Here is a 20,098-nt window from a genome sequence, read left to right as displayed (position 1 = left end):
AACGAGATGCTCGATTCCAAGCTGCTGCGCAGCGATCCCGAATTCGTCCGTGATCAACTGGCCCGCCGGGGTTTCGACTTCGACGTGGATCGGTTCCGCGCCCTGGAGGAACAGCGCAAGGCACTCCAGGTACGGGTGCAGAATCTGCAGAACGAGCGCAAGACCAAGTCGAAGGCCATCGGTCAGGCCAAGGCCAAGGGCGAAGATGCCGGCCCCATCCTGGCCGAAGTCTCGGCCCTGGGCGAAAAGCTCAAGGTGGCCGAGGAAGAGCTGGCCGTGGTGCAGCGGGAACTGGAAGCGCTGCTGGCCAGCCTGCCCAACCTGCCCCACGAAACCACCCCCGACGGCAAGGACGAAGCCGACAACGTGGAAATCCGTCGCTGGGGCGAACCCCGCCAGTTCGATTTCGAACCGCAGGATCACGTGGATCTGGGCGAGGCCCTGGGCCAGCTCGATTTCGAGACCGCGGCGAAGATTACCGGCGCGCGCTTTGCCGTCATGACCGCCGGCATCGCCCGCCTGCATCGGGCGCTGATCCAGTTCATGCTGGATCTGCACACGCGCGAGCACGGCTATACCGAGACCTACGTGCCCTACATCGTCAACGCCGACAGCCTGTTCGGCACCGGCCAGTTGCCCAAGTTCGAGGAAGACCTGTTCCGCCTGCGCACCGAACAGCCCTGGTACCTGATCCCCACCGCCGAAGTGCCGGTCACCAACATCGTGCGCGACACCATCCTCGAGGACGCGGATCTGCCCCGCCGGTTCGTCGCCCACACCCCCTGTTTCCGCAGTGAAGCAGGCTCCTACGGCCGGGACACCCGCGGCATGATCCGCCAGCACCAGTTCGAGAAGGTGGAACTGGTGCAGATCGTGCGCCCCGGCGACTCCTGGGACGCCCTGGAAGAACTCACCGGCCACGCCGAGGAAGTGCTCAAGCGGCTGGAACTGCCCTATCGCACGATGGCCCTTTGCGCCGGCGACATCGGCTTCAGCGCCGCCAAGACCTACGATCTGGAAGTCTGGCTGCCGGGGCAGAGCAAGTACCGGGAAATCTCCTCCTGCTCCAACTTCCTCGACTTCCAGGCCCGCCGCCTCAAGGCCCGCTGGCGCAACCCCGCAACCGGCAAACCCGAACCCGTCCACACCCTCAACGGCTCCGGCCTCGCCGTCGGCCGCACCCTGGTTGCCATTCTCGAGAATTACCAACAGAAAGACGGCAGCATCGTCATCCCCGACGCGCTGCGTGCCTACATGAACGGCCAATCCCGCCTGGAGGCGTAACTGACGAATCAATCGCTATGGTGTAGATGATGCCTGCGGCATTGGGATATTGCTGCCTTCGGCCTCGATGGCGGCGCCCGCCGCAGACCGCCAGTTCGGGGCGGGGATGTCCTCCGCCATGGCGCCCTGCGCCGACAGCTTGTGATTGACCAGCACGTTGTTCAATACCAGTTTCCCTGCCTTGAGCGAATCGAGCACCAGCTCGCCCACCGTCAGGTTGGCAAGCGTTGCGTCCTTGACGATGGCGGCATCGAGGACGAACTTCTCAATATTGCAGTTTCTCAGCGAAAGACGATCTGCGACAAATTCATCGAGGTAGATTTTTTGCGCTGAACAATCTTCAATGACCGCCGATACGGCTTTCGTCCCGCCGAGGGAAAACCGGCCAGATAAAGATCTAATTTCCACAGATCCCACAGTGGAATCTGCAATCGCAAAATCCGATACCACATTGTCGAGAACCACTTTTTTGGCAGTGATGCCATTTGCGCGAGAGTTGTCGATTGTTGTGTTTCTGATCACGAAAGACAACAGCCTCGAACGGCTGAAGTCCGAATATGGGCCAATGTGGCTATCCTCAATCAATACCGTCGACCCCTCAGCCAAATCGGTCATGTAGGCTTTTCTTTCCACCTTGACATTCCTGAAGGTCATCGCAACCTGTGAATCAAAAAAATTGGTGTCAAAAATTTCGCTGTTTTCAACAAGCACCTTGCTGTTGATCAGGTTGCGGATTTCGGAATTGTAAATCTTGCAGTTGCGGAAGGTGACGTTGATGAGTTCGGCGCCGACAAATTCGACAACATGCATTTCAACGCCATCAAAAACAACATTTTCAAGCTTTGAGCCAGCAAAACTGACATCTAGCAACTTTCCGCCAATAAATTCCGAGTTGACAATACTCCCATCCTGAGCAAAACCATCGTCCCATACGACGTTCTCAAACCGCAACCCAACCAAATGGCTTCTTGAAAGACTTTCTCTTTTCAATACGGCATTCTTCAATCGCAATGGGTGTTCTGATGCGTACTTCGTCAACTCCTCAGGAGGAGCTTTCAGAATTTTTGCCCACTCACCTGAAACCGGTTCTTGCATGGTTGTGTTATCTCTGGTTATGACAAAAACAATCAGCGTTACCACCAGAATTATGGCGGTAGCGCTCAGGCCTTTTCGTCCCCTGATTTTCTCTTTGAAGTCCACGGAAATTTGTACTCCACCGGAAAATTCTTGCTGTATTCGACAAGGTCGGGTATTTCACCGTGCACTTCGTGTCGCCGTATTCGCAGCCCTCTGACAGTCTTGCGGATTCGTTCCTCTTCCCGCAGCAGCATATTGTAGGCTATGGGATCGTCCGATTTCTTCCTGATCTGGTGTAGCAGTTCGATGGCTTCCCGTTGCCGGTCCACGAATTCCATTCGCCATATCCAGGGCGTGTCCGCATCATACTGCGCGAAGGCGGGGTGGGACAACAAGGCGTCTGTGAACCGAAACTCAATAAAATAGGCTTTCTTCCGCAAACCCGAATAGTCGATATCTGCCGCGCGGACAATGTGCAATTGGTACTGGTTGTTTTCGTTACGATATTCAAACCGCGTATCGATTCTGGTGATGCGGTGGTTCTGTACCATGTACAGGCGAATGTCGTCAATCCACCGCACCGCCGGGAGACGGTGCCGGGGGTTGACCTCGATGTGGAAGGGGCCGCCCTCGCGTTGCTGTTCGAATTGAGTGAACAGAGGACCAATGCGGCGGTCTTCGGCGCCCAGGATGTCGGCGAAGTCCAGCGCCACCGCGAGGCGGGGGCGGGATTGCGGGGTGCGCGCCCGTTTTACGCCAATTTCCGACGCCTGGCCGTCGGGGGCGAATTTCAGGTAGCTCCCGGAGGGGATGTCCAGGCCGTTGCCGCCTGAATTGTTCCGGGAAAACATTCGCGCCGAGCACCGGGTAGTGCAGGCTGCGGATGAATCGCCAGCCTGAAGACCTTTGTTGTTCGGAATCTGGTTATCGATGTGTCAGTTCTTGCAGCGCCAATGCACCGTTCAGCCACCACCACAACCACCAAGTCGCGGGTCATTGATGATTGCGCTCACTCCTCCAGCGCCTGGCTGGCGAAGGCGCCGATGTCGTAGTCCCAGAAGGGCAGGCTGGCGGGGCCGTGAAGGTCGCGCAGGAGCATCAGGTGGGAGAGCAGGTCGGTCTTCTCGAGGTTGTCGAGCACGTTCTGGCCGCCGGCCACGAGCATGTGGCGATACCCGTACATCTCGTCCGGGCCCACCGGGCCGAGCTTCTTCAGGGCGCGCTGGAAGAGGGGTTTGTCGTTGGTATCGTTCTGGTCACATTCCTCGGGGCCGCGGTTGGAGAAGAAGAGTTGGGCTTCGAGTTGTTTTTCCTTTTCTGACTGCGGGCGCAGCTTGTCTTGAGAGGCAGTAATAAATCCGAATGAGGGCTCGATTATCATTTCAGCCCCCGATTTCTCGCCCATGAGATAGAGGCTTCCGAAAGCGGTGCGGCCGATGACGTGCCAGCGGTCGGCCTCGGGCTCCAGGGGCGTTTCGGCGAACCAGGCATTTTTCACCGCCTCGAAGTCCTCGGGGTTGACCACCCAGAAAAGGCCATCGTGCCAGCCGCCCCAGCCCTCGTGTTCCCAGTAGCGCAGCAACTGCGCCGGCAGCCGGCCCCGGAAGCGTTCGATGACCGCCCTGTCGGCGGGCTGGGGGAAGGTGGCTTCGCCCATTTTTTTGACGAAATGGGCAAAACCACCATCGCGTTCATATTTTCCGTTTTCACTCATGACGGTTTCCTCCTTCCGGCCTTGCGGTCGCGCGCGCCGCATAGGCGCAATGATACATTCATCGGCTCGTCGCCGCGGCCGGTGTTGACGGCCTTGCGGGCCGCGGCGTCCATCCGCTCCACCCGGCTGGGGCTGCCCTGGGTCCAGCGGCTGCCGATGGAGCTGTTGACGTCGGCCCGGCCCATGCGCCGCGGCTCGGGGATCAGCCACCCGCCCGCCACCTGGTCGGGCTCGTGCAGGGCGGCGAGTTTTTTCATGAGCGCCTCGGCGCGGCGGGCGGCCTCGGCATCTGCTTGATCGAAATCGAACTTGCCGCTGTTGACGAGGGATTTCTTGATGCTTTTTGTCACATCATCCTGAAATCGTTTCCTTGTTTTCGATTGCGCCTCCGCCGCCAGCGGATTGCGCCCCTGCTTGAGATAGGCCTCCCGGGCGGCGAGGTATTCGATGGGAGTCATCCTGTTGATGGCCTCCTGCTGCTGGGCGAGCTGGCGCTGATAGTGCCGGATGTAGGCCCGGCCGCCAGGACTGTCCGGCCTCATGCCCTTGCGTCCGAGACTGTCGGCCGCGTCGAAACAGGGCAGCTCGAGCCGCGGCAGGGCGGTGGGCCGGGCCTTGCGGCCCGGGCGCACCCGGCCCTCGGGCGGGGGCTCCTCGAGCCTGTGGTCCTGTTGCAGGGACTGCCTGCCGGAGAGTCGCTTCTGGCGGGCGGTGCGCAGGGCCTGCCCCAGCCGGCGCAGGGGGCCGAGCAGGCGGGACAGCCCCACGGTGAGGCGCCCGCCGATGGATGAAACCGCCGCCGGCAGGCCGGCGCCCTCGGTCAGCAGCGCCAGCAGCAGCAGGACGACGGTGACCGCGGCGGCGCCCCGGGCATAACCCAGGCCGTAGGCGAAATCTTCCAGGGTGACGCAGTCGGCGGCGTAACGCTCGACGAAATCCGCCAGCAGTTGCCGGCTGGGGGCGTCGTAGAGGATTTGGCGCAGGGCCTCGACGGTCTGCGCCACCAGTTGCGCGCCGGCGGCCTCGAGCCGGGCGATGGCCCCCTCGAAGGCCGCGAGATCGGCGTCGAGCAGGGCGTCCCAGAGTGCGCCCAGGGCCGCCTCGAGTTCGGGCGGCAGTTCCGGGACGGCGTCGAGGACGCCGTCCCGGCTGCCGGAGAGGAAGGCGCGGTAGTAGATGAACGCCCGCCCGGCCGGGCCGGCCTGCGCCAGGCGGGCGCGGGCCTGTTCGGCCTCGCGGGCGGCGCGCTCGTAGAGGCCGTCGAGCACTTGCGCCAGTTCGCGGCGGGCGGTGCGGATTTCCTGCTCGAGCGCGGCTTCGTCAACGCCGGGATGCAGCTCGACGTGGACCGGCTCGGCGCGGGGCAGGATTTCCCGCGCCCGGCCGGTTTCGGAGAGGGTGCCGCGGCAATGGTCCGGGCCCTGGCTCAACTGGTAGTCGATGCCGCGCACCGGCCGCCCGAGGGCGTCGCACAGCTCGATGCCGACCCAGGGGACGTTGTCCGGCGGCGGAGGCGGTTCAGGGGGCGTGAGGGGGTCGATGGCCGCGGGCTCGAGCGGCGCGGCCACGCCCGCCTCGCCGGGCATGCTCGGGCTGCCGATGTTCCAGTTCACGGGGCCGCCGAAGGAGACGCCGCCGTCGCCGCCGAGCTGGATGTTTTTGCCCCAGAGGTGGACGTTGCCGGCGGTGTCGATTCTGACGCCGGCGCCGGATTGCTCGAAGGTGATGTCGCCGCCGCCCTTGCCGGCAATGCGGATGTCCTTCGCGCCCTGGAAGGTGAGGTTGCCGCCCTGGACGGTGAAGCTGGCGCGGGGGCCGCGCACGGTGATTTTGGCGTTGTTCTTCGCCTCGATGACCAGGCGCTTGCCGGCGATGAGTTCGGCGTTTTCGCCTGCGGTGAGGTCGAGGCGCTTCGCGGCCCGGGCGGTGAGGTCGGTGTTGGCCTGGTGGTGGATTTCGCCGCTTTGGGTTTCGGTGCGCGAGGCGCCTTCGACCACCTGGGTGCGGTCGGCGCCGATGCGCTCTTCGAGGTTTTCCCCGGCCTGGATTTTCATGAGGCTGCGGGCGAACAGTTCCAGGTGGCCCTGGCTGCTGGCCAGGCGGATGCGGTTGGCCATGGCCTGCATGTCCAGGCGCAGGATGTTGGCCCCGCCCCAGGTGGTGAGGGTGATGGCTTCGCGCTCGAGTTCGTCGTCCAGGGTCAGGGCGTTGCCGCCGGCGGTGGCGAGGACGTTTCGGGTCTTGTTGCGGGCGGTGACCGGGCCGGGGCGCTCGGCGGTGGGGGTGGCGCCGAGGAGGATGGGCCGGTCCGGATCGCCGTCCAGGCAGCTCATGAGCACTTCTTCGCCGTCGGTCAGGGGGAAGTGGAAGCCGGCGGGGCCGCCGTCGTCGGCCTGGCCGGCCAGGGGCTGCATGCGCCGCAGGGGCGGGCTGGCCTCGGCGTGGGCGGTGCCGCCTTCGTCCCAGGCGGGGCGCACCCGGTAGCGGCCCTGTTCGTCGAGCCGGGCGTAGGGGCCGTCGGATTCGATGCGCGCGGCGAAGCTGAAGGGGATGTCGGGCTTCGCCGGCCAGGCGGGGCGCCAGGGGGTGTCGCGCCGGATGAGGCGCACTTCGGCGGTGTAGGCGCAGTCGCTGTCGTCGAGGCCCCAGGCGGCGCCTTCGCCGGCGCTGTGGCGCACGGCGGTGACGAGCACGTCGCCGCTGTCGATCCGAAAGGGGCCGCTGTCGAGCGTGAACAGCCGGCCGGGGGCCAGGTCGATCCGGGTGCCGTGGGCGGTGAGGTAGCTGCGCTGGGCGTCGAGGTGTTCGGCCAGGTGGCGGGCCTGTCGCCCGGCGGCCTCGATGCCGGGGCTGCCGAGGCCGTGGAAGTGTTGCCGGCCGTGGCCGGGCAGGGGGTGGCGGCGGTCGGCCCGGGCCAGGACCGGCTCGCCGGCGAGCTGTTCGGGGTGGTCGTGGACCAGGATGCGCTCGCTGAGCAGGCGGTGGTGTTCGCTGAGGCGGTACAGGCCGGGGGGCGCGGATTCCGGAACCTGGCCGCTTTGGGGGGTGCAGGTGACGAGGGGCGCTTCCAGGTAGCGGCAGGCGGTGTTGCTGTCGGCGATGACGAGGCGCTCGGCGCCGTCTTCATCGGTTTCGCTCCAGATGAGCAGCCCTTCCCGGGCGGCCAGGCGGCGCAGGAAGTCGAGGTCCCGCTCGCCGGCCTGGACGGTGTGGGCCCGCACGGGGTAGTCCCGGGCGAGGCGGAATTCCACCTGCGATTCGCTGAAGCCGTGGCGGTAGAGGGTGTCGGCGAGGATTTCCGGTACCCGGCGGCGCAGGATGACCCGCCAGTCGCGCTGCAGGCGCAGGCGGTGCAGGTGAGAGAGCAGTTCGGCCCGGGCGCGGATGCGGCCGTCGCTGTGGCGGCCGGTGGCTTCGATGAAGGCGATGAGGCCCGGCAGGGTGCGCGCGCGGCCGTCCTGGCCGGTGAGGGTGAGGCGGGCGCTTTGGCCCAGCAGGGCGGTGATGTCGGCGCCGCCCGGGAGCAGCAGTTCCAGCTCGAAGCGGTGGGGGTGATTGAGGGCTTCGAAGCCTTCCAGCCACAGGACCGTGCAGGGGGCGCCGGCAATCTCCAGGCTCAGGCGGGCGCGGTTGTACGGGGTGGCCGGCTCGGGCATGGTTCCTCTCCCTGGTGGTGTGTCATCCCTGTTCCGACAAAGCCTATATCCGGAGCCGCCCGGAGAGCAAGGGGCTTTCGGGGTGTTTTGTGAAGAAGCTCACATTTTCATCGCACCATGGCGATGAGCAGGATCACGAACAGCACCACGCCCGCGATGGGGAGGAGAAACGCCTGCCAGTCTTTCGCCGTACCTTTGGGCGCCGTTTTCACGGCCTGGCGCATGCGCGGGAAGATCAGCACCATCATGGCCACCAGAAACAGCGCGGATCCGATTTTCAGCCAGTCCATGTGATTTCACTCCTCTGGGAAACGAAAGCCCCGGCGCGGGGCCGGGGCTCGTTGATGGAGGGGTAAGTCGTTACCCCGTGATCAGTCATCCCCGCTGAACGCGCCCAGGATGTGCAGCAGTGCCTGGAACATGTTGATCAGCGACAGGAACAGGCTGGCGGTGGCCATGATGTAGTTGGTTTCGCCGTTGTGGATGATCTGCGAGGTCTCGTACAGGATGAAACCGCTCATGATCAGGATCACCGCGGCGTTGACCGTGAGGAACAGGGCCGGAATGCCGAGGAAGATGTTCAGCAGGGCCGCCCCCAGGATCACGAACATGCCCACCATCAGGAATCCGGCCAGGAAGCTGAAATCCTTGCGGGTGGTCAGGGCGTAGGCGGACAGCCCCAGGAAGATGACCCCGGTACCGCCCAGCGCGGTCATCACGATGCTCGGATTGACCGACAGGTAATAGCTGAGCACGGGGCCGAGGCCAAAGCCCAGCAGGCCGGTGATGGCGAACAGCACCGGAATGCCGGTGGCCGAGTTGGCGGTACGCGGCAGCACGAACCAGAGCATGGCGATGGCCACGATGTCGGCGACCAGCGCGGCGCCATAGGAAACCTGCATGGTCACGCCCACGGTCGCCATGACGGCGCTGAACAGCAAGGTCATGGACAACAGCATGTAGGTGTTGCGCAGAACCTTGTTGGTGGACAGGACCGAGTCTGCGGTGCGTTGAACAACAGACTGATTTTGATACATAAATTATCCCCTTCTCGGTGATTGTATTTGTGCTGGCAAATATGACAACAGCTTACCCGAACGGTTCCCCGACGCAACCCCCGATTTCACCGCCTGCGACACCGCCCGGCTGGAAAGGGGAGGGGCGGTTGGGGTATCCTCAATGCAAACAGGGCCGAGGGACGAGGGCCGAGTGGCGAGGTGAAGTGTCCTCCTCGTCCCTCGGCCCTCGTCCCTCGGCCCTCTCTGGAGGGATGGCTGAGCGGTTGAAAGCACCGGTCTTGAAAACCGGCAAGGGTTGACGCCCTTCCAGGGTTCGAATCCCTGTCCCTCCGCCATTTCGATTTCCCGTCTTGCCTCGCCATGCCACAAACCCGAATCCTGATCCAGGTGGGGTTTGCCCGTGATTGTCACGATTTGGACCTACACAAAATCCGGCCAATGTTGTAGATTCCTGTCTGATACGCGTTTAGTACCGGAAAGTTCTATCCTTTCCGCCGCCCATCTGGCTGTCCGGGGATTTGCATGATCAAGGTAATGCTGGTCGACGATCACGACCTGGTGCGCACGGGAATCCGGCGTTTGCTGGAAGACGCCGATGACATCCAGGTGGTGGGGGAGGCCGCTTCCGGCGAGACCGCGCTCGAGCAGGTGGAGGCCGCCGGCCCCGACGTGGTGCTGATGGACATCAACATGCCCGGCATCGGTGGTCTGGAAGCCACCCGCAAGCTGTTGCGCCGCAACCCCGAACTGCGGATCATCATCGTCACCATGCATGACGACGATCTCTTTCCCCAGCGGCTGATGAAGGCCGGCGCCATGGGCTACCTCACCAAGGGGGCCCGGATCGAGGAAATCCTGCGCGCCATCCGCTCGGTGGTGGCCGGCAAGCGCTACATCACGCCCGAGATCGCCCAGCAGATGGCCCTGTCGAGTTGCAACGGCAACGAGGGCTCCCCCTTCGACAGCCTCTCCGAGCGGGAGATGCAGGTACTGTTGATGATGATGGACGGCCAGTCGGTGAGCAGCATCTCGGAGAAACTGTGCCTCAGCCCCAAGACGGTCAGCACCTACCGCTCGCGCCTCTACACCAAGCTCGGCGTGCAGAACGACATCGAACTGGCGCGCCTGGCCCTGCTGCACGGCGTGGTGGAAAGCACCGTGAACGTAAAGGCGTAATTGCTGTATAATCAATCAGATATACAGCAAACCTGAAGTCATTTCTTCCCCTTCCATGAACGCACCCCAATTCGATCCGGATTGCCGGCGCTGTCCGCGGCTGGCGGCCTTTCTCGACACCGTCCGGGCCGAGCATCCCGGTTATCACTGCCGGCCCGTGCCGCCCTTCGGCAGTGCCCGTCCGCAACTGCTGATCGTGGGGCTCGCCCCGGGCCTGCACGGCGCCAACGCCACCGGGCGCCCCTTCACCGGTGATCATGCCGGTATCCTGCTCTACGCCACCCTGCACGAATTCGGCTTCAGCAACCGGCCGGAATCGACCGCCGCCGACGACGGTCTGCGGCTGAAACGGTGCCGGATCACCAACGCCGTGAAATGCCTGCCCCCGGCCAACAAGCCCACCGGGGAAGAGATCCGCGCCTGCAACCCCTTCCTGGCCGCCGAACTGGCCGCGCTGCCCCGCCGGGCGGTGATCCTGGCCCTCGGCCGCATCGCCCACGAGGCGGTGCTGCGGGCCCTGGCACTGAAAATCCGCGACTGGCCCTTCGTTCACGGCGCCTTCGCCGAACTCCCCATGGGCCGGTATCTGGCCAGCTCCTACCACTGCAGCCGCTACAACACCCAGACGAAACGGCTCACTCCGGCCATGTTCCGGGCCGTGTTCCGCCGCATCCGGGGCCACCTGGAAGGCTGTTGAAAAAGCCATCCGTGGGCTTTTTCAACCCGGGAACGGAAAACGCGGTTTCCCGTTCCCTTACATTTTCAATGACTTGTCGTCATTGAAAATGGCGATGTATCCATGCATCGCACACAGGCTGTCGAAAAACGATGTTTTTCAACAGCCTGCAAGACGGCTGATACAATGGCCGCCATGCGCGACGCCACCACCCCATTCGACGCCAGCGATTTCCTGCGCACCGTGCCGGGCCGCCCCGGCGTCTACCGCATGCTCGATGCCGAGGGCACGGTGATCTACGTGGGCAAGGCGCGCAACCTGAAAAAGCGCCTGGCCAGTTATTTCCGTGCGAATCTCGACAGCCCCAAGACCCGGGTGCTGGTGGCGAAGATCCACGATATCGAGATCACCGTGACCCACACGGAAACCGAGGCCCTGCTGCTCGAGAACAACTGGATCAAGCGTTACAAGCCGCGCTACAACGTTCTCTACCGCGACGACAAGAGCTTTCCCTGGATCTTCCTGAGCGATCACGACTTTCCCCGCCTCGGCCCGCACCGCGGCGCGCGGCGGGCGAAGGGACGCTACTTCGGCCCCTATCCCAGCGCCGGGGCGGTGCGCGAGACCCTGCGCCTGCTGCAGAAGGTGTTCCCGGTGCGCCAGTGCGAGGACAGCTTCTACAACAACCGCTCCCGACCCTGCCTGCAGTACCAGATCAAGCGCTGCCCCGCCCCCTGCACCGGGCTGGCCGATCCGCAGGCCTATGCCGAGGACGTGCGCCACGCGGTGATGTTCCTCGAGGGCAAGAGCAGCGAGGTGATCGATGCGCTGGTAAAGCGCATGGAAGCGGCCTCGGCCGCCCTGGAATTCGAGCAGGCTGCCCGTTACCGGGATCAGATCGCCGCCCTGCGGCGGGTGCAGGAAACCCAGTACATCAGCGGCGAGAAGGGCGAGGTGGACGTGCTGGCCGCGGCCATCGAGGGCGGCATGGGCTGCGTGCAGGTGTTCAGCATCCGCGGCGGGCGCAACCTGGGCAACCGGACCTGGTATCCGCGTCTGGACGGGGCGCTGGAAGCCGGCGAGGAGGGCGCCCTGCTGGAGCGGTTCGTGGCCCAGCACTATCTGCGCCCCGGCGCCGTGGTGCCGGCGGAAATCCTTCTCAGCCATGGGGTCGAATCGCGCGAAGCCCTGGAAGAGGCCCTGAGCGGCGCAGCGGGCCACCGCGTGCGTCTCCGGCACGCCCTGCGCGGGCCGCGGGCCCGCTGGGTGGCCATGGCCGCGGACAACGCCCGCCAGTCCCTGGCCATCCGTCTCAACAGCCGGGCCAGCCAGCTCGCGCGCCTGGAGGCCCTGCAGGAGGCGCTGGAGCTGGACGAATTGCCCACCCGCCTCGAATGTTTCGACATCAGTCACACCCGGGGTGAGGCCACGGTGGCCTCCTGCGTGGTGTTCGATACGGCCGGGCCGCGCAAGTCCGACTACCGGCGTTTCAACATCGAGGGCATCACCCCCGGCGACGACTACGCCGCCATGCACCAGGCCCTGAGCCGGCGCTACCGGCGGCTGAAGGCGGGGGAGGGGGCCCTGCCCGACGTGCTGTTCATCGACGGCGGCAAGGGCCAGGTGGCACAGGCCGCCGCGGTATTCGACGAACTGGGGATCCGGGGCGTGACCCTGGTGGGCGTGGCCAAGGGGCCGGGGCGCAAGCCCGGCCTGGAAACCCTTCACTTGTCCGCCCGGGAGGCGGAAATTATACTGCCTGCCGATTCCGCGGCGCTGCACCTCGTCCAGCAGATCCGGGACGAGGCACACCGTTTCGCCATCACCGGCCATCGACAGCGCCGCCAGCGGCGCCGCAATACCTCGCCGCTGGAAGCCATTCCCGGTCTGGGGCCGAAGCGCCGCCAACGGCTGCTCAAGCAGTTCGGCGGCCTGCAGGAAGTGGCGCGTGCCGGGATCGAGGATCTGAGCCGGGTGCCGGGCATCAGCACGCGGCTGGCGCAGCAGATCTACGATGCCTTTCACGCGGACGGAACCTGAAACATGGCACTCAACCTGCCCAACAAGCTGACCTTCCTGCGCATCGCCCTGATTCCGCTGTTCGTGATCCTGTTCTACGTGCCCCTGTTCGGCTGGACCCACGTGGTGCTCACGGCCCTGTTCTTCCTGATCAGCATCACCGACTGGTTCGACGGCTATCTGGCCCGGCGCCTGCGCCTGCAATCCGATCTGGGCGCCTTTCTGGACCCGGTGGCCGACAAGCTGGTGGTGACCATCGTCCTGGTCCTGCTGGTGAGCAAGCATCCGGGCTGGGGGCTGGCCCTGCCCACGGTGATCATCGTCGGCCGCGAGATCGCCATCTCGGCCCTGCGTGAATGGATGGCTCACGTGGGTGACGAGGCCAAGGTGGCCGTGTCCATCATCGGCAAGTTCAAGACTGCCACCCAGATGCTGGCCATCGGCTTTTTGCTCTACGAACAGCCGCTGGGCGATTTTCCTACCCTGGAGATCGGCTTCATCCTGATCTACGTGGCCGCCTTCCTCACCCTGTGGTCGATGGTGGTCTATCTGCGTGCCGCCTGGCCCAGCCTCAACGGCGGTTCCGGCGGGCAAGAGGGTGCTTGACAGCGCCGGCGGCGAGGTTAAAATACGCGTCCTCAACCAAGCGGGAATAGCTCAGTTGGTAGAGCACGACCTTGCCAAGGTCGGGGTCGCGAGTTCGAGTCTCGTTTCCCGCTCCAAACCCCAAGCCTCGGCCCCGTTCACCGCGCCGAGGTTTTTTTTGTCCCGGGACCCGGTTCTCGCGTAGAATGGGTCCTCCTGGCTGGGTGGCAGAGTGGCTATGCAGCGGCCTGCAAAGCCGTGTACCTCGGTTCGACTCCGGGCCCAGCCTCCATCTTTCTTCTTTCCTACAGCGCCACGGCCTCGCCGGGGCCGTCGCGCGGTGCCGCAGGAGAACCGACATGCCCCGCCGAATCCGTCCCTTCCTGTACGCCCTGATCCTCAGCCTCGCCGCCGGCGGCTGCGCCACCGATGAATACGGCCGTCCCCGCGAGATGACCGACACCGAGAAGGGCGCCATCATCGGCGCCGCCACGGGCGCCCTGCTGGGGCTGGCCACCCGCAAGGAAGCCAAATACGGCGTGCTCTACGGCATCGTCGGCGGCATTGCCGGCGGCGCCGTGGGCCATTACATGGACAAGCAGAAGAAGGACTTCGAAAAACAGCTCGCCCCCGAGCTGAACCGCGGCATCATCTACCTGGAAAAGCTGCCCCGGAACCGCCTGCTGGTGGGCATGACCGCGGCCACCGCCTTCGAGGTGGATTCCACCCGCATCCAGCCCGCCTTCGATCCGGTGCTCGACAAGATCGCCCGGATCATCAACAAGTACGGCAAGACCCACCTCACCATCATCGGCCATACCGACAGCACCGGCTCGCGGGCCTACAACCAGAAGCTCTCCGAACGCCGCGCCGAAGCGGTCGCCAGCGCGCTGCGCCAGCGGGGCGTGATCCCCGAGCGCATCACCACCGCCGGCGCCGGCGAAGACCACCCCCGCGCCTCCAACGCCACCCCCGAAGGCCGGCGCAAGAATCGCCGCGTGGAAATCATCATCGAGCCGATCGTGGCGCCCGAGACCGAATGAGTCACCAGAGCCGCCAATGTTGATCCGTAGGAGCGGCACCCTCGTCGCGATTCTGTGGTAGCGGGTGGCTGAGGACGGGTGGCTGGGATAAGCCGCTCCTACTCGCTTCAGCAGGCTGTCAGAACTCCAAACGCCGCATACCCATCCTGTTGGCACTTCGGTAGAATGGCTGCCCGCGCCGCCCGGGTGGCGAAACTGGTAGACGCAAGAGACTTAAAATCTCTCGGTGGCGACACCGTGCCGGTTCGATTCCGGCCCCGGGCACCAACTCCCTGTCAGATGCCTCTCCTGGCAGGCAGTCGAAAAACGCCATTTTCCAACTGCCTGTCAGGGTTCGTCGGCACCGGCGACATCCTGGCCAAAGCGGGTCACTTTGCCTGACGTTCGGCTTCGTCCATGAGGCTGACGATGCGCTCGGAGATCCGGGCCACTTCCTGGTAGGCCTGTTCGGCCTGGTCCATCTGGCCCCGTTCCTTGTATTCGATGATCAGGCGGATCATCTCGTGCAGCTCCTCGTGGGGTTTTTCCACTTCGCGCATGGCGGGAATGGCGCCGAATTTCTCCAGCCCTTCACTGTAGTACCACTTGCCGAACTTGCAGTGGCGGTGCGAGACGGCCTCGTCCAGCGACAGGGCCTCCTTGCCGTCGAGGAAGGCGCGCAGGCGGGTCTTCCAGTTGAGGTGGGCGGCCTTGGCCGCCGAGAGATCCAGACCGGCGGGTTGCACGCCAATCCGCGCCAGCAGATCCTGCATGCGGTTGGAGAAGTCGGCCAGTTTCTCGCAGGCCTTGCGCGCGGCCTCGGCGTCGCTGGCCGTGGTCACGCCCTGTTCGTTGATGTTGACGATGTTCTGGTTGATCTCGTTGGCCACGGCCGTCTGTTCCTCGGCGGCGGTGGCGATCTGCGAGTTCATGTCGGACATGGTGTTCACGGCCTGGAGGATGGTGTCCAGCGCCGTGAGGGTGCGGCCCACCTGTTCGGAGCCTTCCTGGCCCTTTTCCACGGCCACCTGCATCACGGCCACCGAATCGCGCACGCCGGCCTGCAGGCGGGAGATCATCTCTTCGATCTCCTGGGTGGACTCCTGGGTCCGGGAGGCGAGGGTGCGCACCTCGTCGGCCACCACGGCGAAGCCGCGGCCCTGTTCGCCGGCCCGGGCCGCCTCAATGGCCGCGTTCAGGGCCAGCAGGTTGGTCTGCTCGGCGATGTTCTTGATCACGTCGAGCACCACGCCGATGTTGCCGCTCTCTTCCTCGAGCCGGCTGATCACCTGGGACGCATTGTCCACCTTGTCCACCAGTACCTGGATGTCCTCGCGGGCGGTGCGGGCGATACCCAGGCCTTCGTTGCTGGCGTCCAGGGCCGCCTGCGCGGCGCCGGAGGCCTCGGCGGCATTGCGCGCGACTTCCTCGACCGTGGCCGTCATCTCGTTCATGGCGGTGGCCACCTGATCGGTTTCCTGCTGCTGGCGGGCGATGCTGTTCTCGGCCTTCTCCATGCTGGAGAAGATGTCCGAGGCGGTGAAGGAGAGATCGTTCGACAGGCGGCCGACTTCGCCGCCCAGATGGTCGAGCCGTTCCTGCTGGGCGGTCAGCCGTTCCGCCAGGGGCCGGAGCAGGGGATCGGCGGTCTGCGGCGCATCGGCCAGTGCGCGCAACGGTTGCAGCCACCAGGAGAGCAGCAAACCGCTCGCCACTGCAAGCAGCAGCAGACTCACAACGACGATGAGGGTATCGTGCAGGAAGCCGCCTGCCGGTGCCAGCCAACTGGCGATGAAGCCCGCAAGGGCGACACTGATGGCTGCTGACGGGATCAGGGTCAGCAGTACTCGCATTTTTATTGTCATTTTTTGAGACCTCTGTCACAGCTTTGGGGGTGCCTTCGTTAGCGGCCATTGCCAGCCTGGCTTTAGAAACGGTTTTGTCAGGACAGCGTCATGTCATGTTGGCATGAATCATGCTGACAGTCAGGCGCGCGGCCCGGGATTCATCCCCCTGGCCGACCTGTCCATACAATAAAACCGGAGGAGCAAGACATGGCTCATATCGTCATCATCGGTGCCAGCACCGGCGGGCTGCCCGCGGCCTACGACATGCGGCATCTGCTGGGCAAGCAGCACCAGATCACGGTGATTTCCAACACCGACACCTTCCAGTTCGTGCCGTCCAATCCCTGGGTGGCGGTGGGCTGGCGCACCCGCGAGGACACCACCTTCAAGCTCGCGCCCTACCTGAAGAAGAAGAACATCAACTTCATCCCGGTGGCCGCCGACGAGATCAAGCCCGACGAGAACAAGGTCATCCTGGCCGACGGGCAGGTGGTGGACTACGACTACCTGGTCATCGCCACCGGTCCCAAGCTGGCCTTCGAGGAAGTGGAAGGGCTTGGACCCGTCAATGGCCATACCCAGTCCATCTGTACCGTGGACCATGCCGAGAAGGCCTGGGGCGAGTGGCAGGAGTTCGTCAAGGATCCCGGCCCCATCGTGGTGGGGGCCGTGCAGATGGCTTCCTGTTTCGGGCCGGCCTACGAGTTCGCCTTCATCATGGACACGGATCTGCGCAAGCGGAAGATCCGTGATCAGGTGCCCATGACCTTCGTCACCTCCGAGCCCTATATCGGCCATCTGGGCCTTGGCGGGGTAGGGGATTCCAAGGGCATGCTCGAATCGGAGCTGCGCAACAAGCACATCAACTGGATCACCAACGCCAAGGTCACCAAGGTGGAGGCCGGCAAGATGTACGTGGACGAGCACAACGAAAAGGGCGAGGTGATCAAGGAGCACGAGCTGCCCTTCAAGTTCTCCATGATGCTGCCGGCCTTCAAGGGCGTGGATGCGGTGGCCAAGGTGGGCGAGGATCTGGTCAATCCGCGCGGCTTCGTCAAGGTGGACAAGTATCAGCGCAATCCCAAGTGGCACAACATCTACGCCGTGGGTGTGTGCATCGCCATCCCGCCCGTGGAGGCCACGCCGATTCCGACCGGCACGCCCAAGACCGGCTACATGATCGAGTCGATGGTCTGCGCCACGGCCCACAACATCCAGAAAGACATCGAAGGCAAGGCGCCCGACACCGAAGCCACCTGGAACGCCATCTGCCTGGCCGACATGGGGGATACGGGCATCGCCTTCGTGGCCATGCCGCAGATCCCGCCGCGCAACGTGGCCTGGATGAAGAAGGGCAAGTGGGTCCATCTGGCCAAGGTGGCCTTCGAGAAATACTTCATCAAGAAGATGAAGAAGGGCACCACCGAGAACCTGTACGAAAAGTACATTCTCAAGGCGCTGGGGATCGGAAAACTGCGCTGATTGCCGGCATGAAACCTGCGTCGCTGGAGAGTGGCGCGGGTTTCTTCTATACTCTGAATATGACAGTTATGTCATGACTGACATGACATTCATGCCACAGGAGCTTCGAATCATGGACAAAGAATCAGGAATCACGCCGCAGGACAAGCCCAGTTGCGAACAGCTCATCGACATCCTGCCCGGGCCGTTCGTCATCATCGACCGTGACTACCGGATCGTCGCGGCCAATACGGCCTATCAGCGCCATTACGGGGCCGAACCGGGCGAACTGGTAGGGCGGCGCTGTCATGAAGTTTCGCATCATTCGGACGTGCCCTGCAGCCAGCATGGCGAGCAATGCCCGCTGGAGGCGGTGTTCCAGAGCGGCAAGCCGACCCAGGTGATGCACATCCACTACGATCACCACAACCGGGAGGAATACGTCCAGCTCCAGGCCTCGCCGATTCTCGACGCGGAAGGCGAGGTGCGTTACATGGGCGAACACATCCACGTGCTCACCCAGCCTGACGAGGAAGAAAACCTGCTGGTCGGGCGTTCTCCGGCCTTCCTGCGCATGGCCAGCCTGCTGCAGCGGGTGGCGCCCACCACTTCCACGGTGCTGCTGCTCGGCGAGAGCGGCGTGGGCAAGGAAAAGGTGGCCGAATACATCCATCACTATTCCGAGCGGCGCGACAAGCCCTTCGTGGTGGTGGACTGCGGCACGCTGGGCGAATCCCTGATCGAAAGCGAGCTGTTCGGCTACGAGAAAGGGGCCTTCACCGGCGCCACCGCCCGCAAGCACGGCCTGTTCGAGGCCGCCAACGGCGGCACCCTGTTCATCGACGAAATCTGCGAACTGCCCCTGCCGTTGCAGACCAAGCTGCTGCGGGCCCTGGAATCGGGCACCATCCGCCGGATCGGCGGCAACGAATACATCAAGGTCGACGTGCGGGTCATCGCCGCCACCAACCGCGACATGCAGCGCATGGTGGAGGAGGGGGCCTTCCGTCAGGATCTGTACTATCGCTTGTCGGCCTTCCCGGTGAAGATCCCGCCGCTGCGCCAGCGCAAGGACGACATCGTGGCCCTGGCCGAACATTTCCTGGCCCACATGCCCGAAGGCGAGCGCCACATCCCCCTCTCCAGCGAGGTCATCGAGAAACTGCTGGGTTACGACTATCCGGGCAACGTGCGCGAACTGCGCAACATCATCGAACGGGCGATGATCCTCGCCTGTGACGACATCCTGCGGCCCGATCACATCGTGCTGGAGGATCGGGAACTGCTGCGCGAACAGGCGGCCCGCGCCTATTCGCCCGAACTGACCGAACAACTGGTCCGCCGCCGCGGCCGGCTCACCGACGAACTGGTGCTGGACGCGCTGGAGAAGACCGCCGGCCACCGCTCCCGGGCCGCGCGGCTGCTCGGGGTCAGCGAGCGAACGCTGTATCGCCACATCCGGCGCCTGCGGGAACCGGGCAGACTGCAGGAAGTCTGACGACCGCGGAAAAAGCCGGGAATTACAGAAAACGCCGGAACGTCCGCTAAACAGGCTGTTGTCAAACGTCATTTTCAACAACCTGTCAGAGGCCCGTTTTCATGGACGCCAGCGCCCCCCAGGACATCCAGCGTCTCCTGCGCCGTTTGCGGGAGGAGTTTCTGCAGGATTTGCCGGGCCGGATCGATGCCATCGAACGCCTGATCCTCGATCCCCGGGCCGATCCGGAGGAACTCTGCCGCCAGGTCCACAACCTCAAGGGGCTGGGGGCCACGCACGGGATCGACGTGCTGTCCTTCGCCTGCCACCAGCTGGAGACGCACCTGGCCGACGCCGGCGAGACGGCAGCGGATCGGGCGCGCCTGCTGGCTCACGTGGACATCCTGCGCCGGATCCAGCAACTGGGCAGCGAGGCCATCCAGCAGGCCGAACCGATCCGCCAGGCCCTGCGCGCCCTGGATGGCGACCGGCGGGGGAAGGTCCTGAGCCTCTTGCTGGTGGAGCCCTCCGCTTCTCTGGCCGGCCTGCTGCAGGAGCGTCTCGCGGATCTGCCCCTGCAGATCGAACGCACCGACGACGGGCTCACCGGCCTGGAATACTATCTCAATCGGCGCCATGCCATCCTCGTCACCGCCGGCGAACCCCGGCGCCTGGGCGGCGCGGCCCTGATCGCCGCCGTCAAGCACAGCCGCCAGGGCGACAGCGATTGCCACTGCCTGCTGGTGACCGGCACCGACGGCCTGTCGCGCGCCGACAGCGGCGGCGCGGATCGAATCCTGCCGCGGGACCGCCGCTTGCCCGACCGCCTGCATGCGGCAATCGCCCGGCAGGTGGCGCAGGCCGTCGGCCACTGAATCCGTCTCGAACCAAAACCGGCCCTGTCGCGCGGCTCGCGCCGCTTCTTGGGCAAGCATGCCCGATTTCAACACCGCCCTCTGGGACAGGGCACAGAATGTGCCATGGTCTGGTATTTGGAACTTTCATTTAATCCAGAAACGGCACCCTCCTGTAGGAGCGGCGCGAGCCGCGATGAACGCTGCCCGGCAGCGCAGGCCATTGACGAG

16 protein-coding genes and 4 tRNA genes are annotated in these 20,098 nt (G+C 64.4%); 13 read left to right on the top strand and 7 right to left on the bottom strand.

What is annotated here, in order from left to right; translation table 11 throughout:
- Positions 1-6 precede the first annotated feature (6 nt).
- Positions 7-1,284 (top strand): serine--tRNA ligase, encoded by a 1,278-nt coding sequence (serS, locus tag ACZ5BH_RS13175; protein WP_464889721.1) that lies wholly within the window; start codon positions 7-9, stop codon positions 1,282-1,284.
- Between the two features lie 15 nt (positions 1,285-1,299).
- Here serS and ACZ5BH_RS13170 read toward each other — a convergent pair whose 3' ends face one another.
- The 6 genes from ACZ5BH_RS13170 to ACZ5BH_RS13145 all read right to left on the bottom strand — a co-directional run bounded on the left by ACZ5BH_RS13170 (position 1,300) and on the right by ACZ5BH_RS13145 (position 8,768).
- Complete coding sequence (locus ACZ5BH_RS13170) at positions 1,300-2,484, bottom strand: hypothetical protein (protein WP_464889720.1); 1,185 nt, start codon at positions 2,482-2,484, stop codon at positions 1,300-1,302.
- Positions 2,445-3,212, bottom strand: coding sequence for a hypothetical protein (locus ACZ5BH_RS13165; RefSeq protein ID WP_464889719.1), 768 nt, complete (start codon positions 3,210-3,212; stop codon positions 2,445-2,447). Before ACZ5BH_RS13165 ends, ACZ5BH_RS13170 begins: the two co-directional genes overlap by 40 nt.
- 158 nt (positions 3,213-3,370) lie before the next feature.
- A complete protein-coding gene (locus ACZ5BH_RS13160) occupies positions 3,371-4,075 on the bottom strand; it encodes a GAD-like domain-containing protein (protein WP_464889718.1) in 705 nt (234 codons plus the stop codon).
- Positions 4,072-7,731: a type VI secretion system tip protein VgrG gene (gene vgrG, locus ACZ5BH_RS13155; RefSeq protein WP_464889717.1), complete on the bottom strand. Its 3,660-nt coding sequence runs from the start codon at positions 7,729-7,731 to the stop codon at positions 4,072-4,074. Before vgrG ends, ACZ5BH_RS13160 begins: the two co-directional genes overlap by 4 nt.
- A gap of 107 nt (positions 7,732-7,838) precedes the next feature.
- On the bottom strand, positions 7,839-8,021 hold the full coding sequence (locus tag ACZ5BH_RS13150) for a hypothetical protein (RefSeq protein WP_464889716.1): 183 nt from the start codon (positions 8,019-8,021) through the stop codon (positions 7,839-7,841).
- Positions 8,022-8,102: 81 nt separating this feature from the next.
- Positions 8,103-8,768: a Bax inhibitor-1/YccA family protein gene (locus tag ACZ5BH_RS13145; protein WP_464889715.1), complete on the bottom strand. Its 666-nt coding sequence runs from the start codon at positions 8,766-8,768 to the stop codon at positions 8,103-8,105.
- Positions 8,769-8,995: 227 nt separating this feature from the next.
- Here ACZ5BH_RS13145 and ACZ5BH_RS13140 point away from each other — a divergent pair.
- The 9 genes from ACZ5BH_RS13140 to ACZ5BH_RS13100 all read left to right on the top strand — a co-directional run bounded on the left by ACZ5BH_RS13140 (position 8,996) and on the right by ACZ5BH_RS13100 (position 14,516).
- A tRNA-Ser gene (locus ACZ5BH_RS13140) sits at positions 8,996-9,085 on the top strand.
- A gap of 187 nt (positions 9,086-9,272) precedes the next feature.
- Complete coding sequence (gene uvrY, locus ACZ5BH_RS13135) at positions 9,273-9,926, top strand: UvrY/SirA/GacA family response regulator transcription factor (protein WP_464889714.1); 654 nt, start codon at positions 9,273-9,275, stop codon at positions 9,924-9,926.
- Positions 9,927-9,981: 55 nt separating this feature from the next.
- Complete coding sequence (locus ACZ5BH_RS13130; RefSeq protein ID WP_464889713.1) at positions 9,982-10,623, top strand: uracil-DNA glycosylase; 642 nt, start codon at positions 9,982-9,984, stop codon at positions 10,621-10,623.
- Positions 10,624-10,788: 165 nt separating this feature from the next.
- Positions 10,789-12,642 carry an excinuclease ABC subunit UvrC gene (gene uvrC / locus ACZ5BH_RS13125; RefSeq protein WP_464889712.1) on the top strand — a complete coding sequence of 618 codons (1,854 nt, stop codon included), beginning with the start codon at positions 10,789-10,791 and terminating at the stop codon, positions 12,640-12,642.
- A gap of 3 nt (positions 12,643-12,645) precedes the next feature.
- A complete protein-coding gene (gene pgsA / locus ACZ5BH_RS13120; RefSeq protein WP_464889711.1) occupies positions 12,646-13,227 on the top strand; it encodes a CDP-diacylglycerol--glycerol-3-phosphate 3-phosphatidyltransferase in 582 nt (193 codons plus the stop codon).
- A 40-nt stretch (positions 13,228-13,267) separates the two neighbouring features.
- Positions 13,268-13,343 (top strand) — tRNA-Gly (locus tag ACZ5BH_RS13115).
- Positions 13,344-13,424: 81 nt separating this feature from the next.
- A tRNA-Cys gene (locus tag ACZ5BH_RS13110) sits at positions 13,425-13,498 on the top strand.
- 67 nt (positions 13,499-13,565) lie between these two features.
- Positions 13,566-14,249: a YiaD family glycine zipper/OmpA-like lipoprotein gene (locus tag ACZ5BH_RS13105; protein WP_464889710.1), complete on the top strand. Its 684-nt coding sequence runs from the start codon at positions 13,566-13,568 to the stop codon at positions 14,247-14,249.
- Positions 14,250-14,429: 180 nt separating this feature from the next.
- A tRNA-Leu gene (locus ACZ5BH_RS13100) sits at positions 14,430-14,516 on the top strand.
- Between the two features lie 101 nt (positions 14,517-14,617).
- Here ACZ5BH_RS13100 and ACZ5BH_RS13095 read toward each other — a convergent pair.
- A complete protein-coding gene (locus tag ACZ5BH_RS13095) occupies positions 14,618-16,081 on the bottom strand; it encodes a methyl-accepting chemotaxis protein (protein ID WP_464889709.1) in 1,464 nt (487 codons plus the stop codon).
- Between the two features lie 201 nt (positions 16,082-16,282).
- Here ACZ5BH_RS13095 and ACZ5BH_RS13090 point away from each other — a divergent pair, with 201 nt between their 5' ends.
- The 3 genes from ACZ5BH_RS13090 to ACZ5BH_RS13080 all read left to right on the top strand — a co-directional run bounded on the left by ACZ5BH_RS13090 (position 16,283) and on the right by ACZ5BH_RS13080 (position 19,888).
- The gene (locus tag ACZ5BH_RS13090; RefSeq protein WP_464889708.1) at positions 16,283-17,557 is read left to right on the top strand and encodes an NAD(P)/FAD-dependent oxidoreductase; all 1,275 of its coding nucleotides are present in this window, start codon (positions 16,283-16,285) and stop codon (positions 17,555-17,557) included.
- 112 nt (positions 17,558-17,669) lie between these two features.
- Positions 17,670-19,034: a sigma-54 interaction domain-containing protein gene (locus ACZ5BH_RS13085; RefSeq protein WP_464889707.1), complete on the top strand. Its 1,365-nt coding sequence runs from the start codon at positions 17,670-17,672 to the stop codon at positions 19,032-19,034.
- A gap of 101 nt (positions 19,035-19,135) precedes the next feature.
- Complete coding sequence (locus ACZ5BH_RS13080; protein ID WP_464889706.1) at positions 19,136-19,888, top strand: Hpt domain-containing protein; 753 nt, start codon at positions 19,136-19,138, stop codon at positions 19,886-19,888.
- The last annotated feature ends 210 nt before the right edge of the window (positions 19,889-20,098 follow it).

It is taken from the genome of Thioprofundum lithotrophicum (assembly GCF_055387065.1).
This window is presented reverse-complemented; position numbering and strand designations above follow the sequence as displayed.

Coding starts and splice junctions, on each gene's coding strand:
- serS (WP_464889721.1), top strand. CDS start 7: ATGCTCGATTCCAAGCTGCTGCGCAGCGATCCCGAATTCGTCCGTGAT.
- ACZ5BH_RS13165 (WP_464889719.1), bottom strand. CDS start 3,212: ATGTTTTCCCGGAACAATTCAGGCGGCAACGGCCTGGACATCCCCTCC.
- ACZ5BH_RS13160 (WP_464889718.1), bottom strand. CDS start 4,075: ATGAGTGAAAACGGAAAATATGAACGCGATGGTGGTTTTGCCCATTTC.
- vgrG (WP_464889717.1), bottom strand. CDS start 7,731: ATGCCCGAGCCGGCCACCCCGTACAACCGCGCCCGCCTGAGCCTGGAG.
- ACZ5BH_RS13150 (WP_464889716.1), bottom strand. CDS start 8,021: ATGGACTGGCTGAAAATCGGATCCGCGCTGTTTCTGGTGGCCATGATG.
- ACZ5BH_RS13145 (WP_464889715.1), bottom strand. CDS start 8,768: ATGTATCAAAATCAGTCTGTTGTTCAACGCACCGCAGACTCGGTCCTG.
- uvrY (WP_464889714.1), top strand. CDS start 9,273: ATGATCAAGGTAATGCTGGTCGACGATCACGACCTGGTGCGCACGGGA.
- ACZ5BH_RS13130 (WP_464889713.1), top strand. CDS start 9,982: ATGAACGCACCCCAATTCGATCCGGATTGCCGGCGCTGTCCGCGGCTG.
- uvrC (WP_464889712.1), top strand. CDS start 10,789: ATGGCCGCCATGCGCGACGCCACCACCCCATTCGACGCCAGCGATTTC.
- pgsA (WP_464889711.1), top strand. CDS start 12,646: ATGGCACTCAACCTGCCCAACAAGCTGACCTTCCTGCGCATCGCCCTG.
- ACZ5BH_RS13105 (WP_464889710.1), top strand. CDS start 13,566: ATGCCCCGCCGAATCCGTCCCTTCCTGTACGCCCTGATCCTCAGCCTC.
- ACZ5BH_RS13095 (WP_464889709.1), bottom strand. CDS start 16,081: ATGCGAGTACTGCTGACCCTGATCCCGTCAGCAGCCATCAGTGTCGCC.
- ACZ5BH_RS13090 (WP_464889708.1), top strand. CDS start 16,283: ATGGCTCATATCGTCATCATCGGTGCCAGCACCGGCGGGCTGCCCGCG.
- ACZ5BH_RS13085 (WP_464889707.1), top strand. CDS start 17,670: ATGGACAAAGAATCAGGAATCACGCCGCAGGACAAGCCCAGTTGCGAA.
- ACZ5BH_RS13080 (WP_464889706.1), top strand. CDS start 19,136: ATGGACGCCAGCGCCCCCCAGGACATCCAGCGTCTCCTGCGCCGTTTG.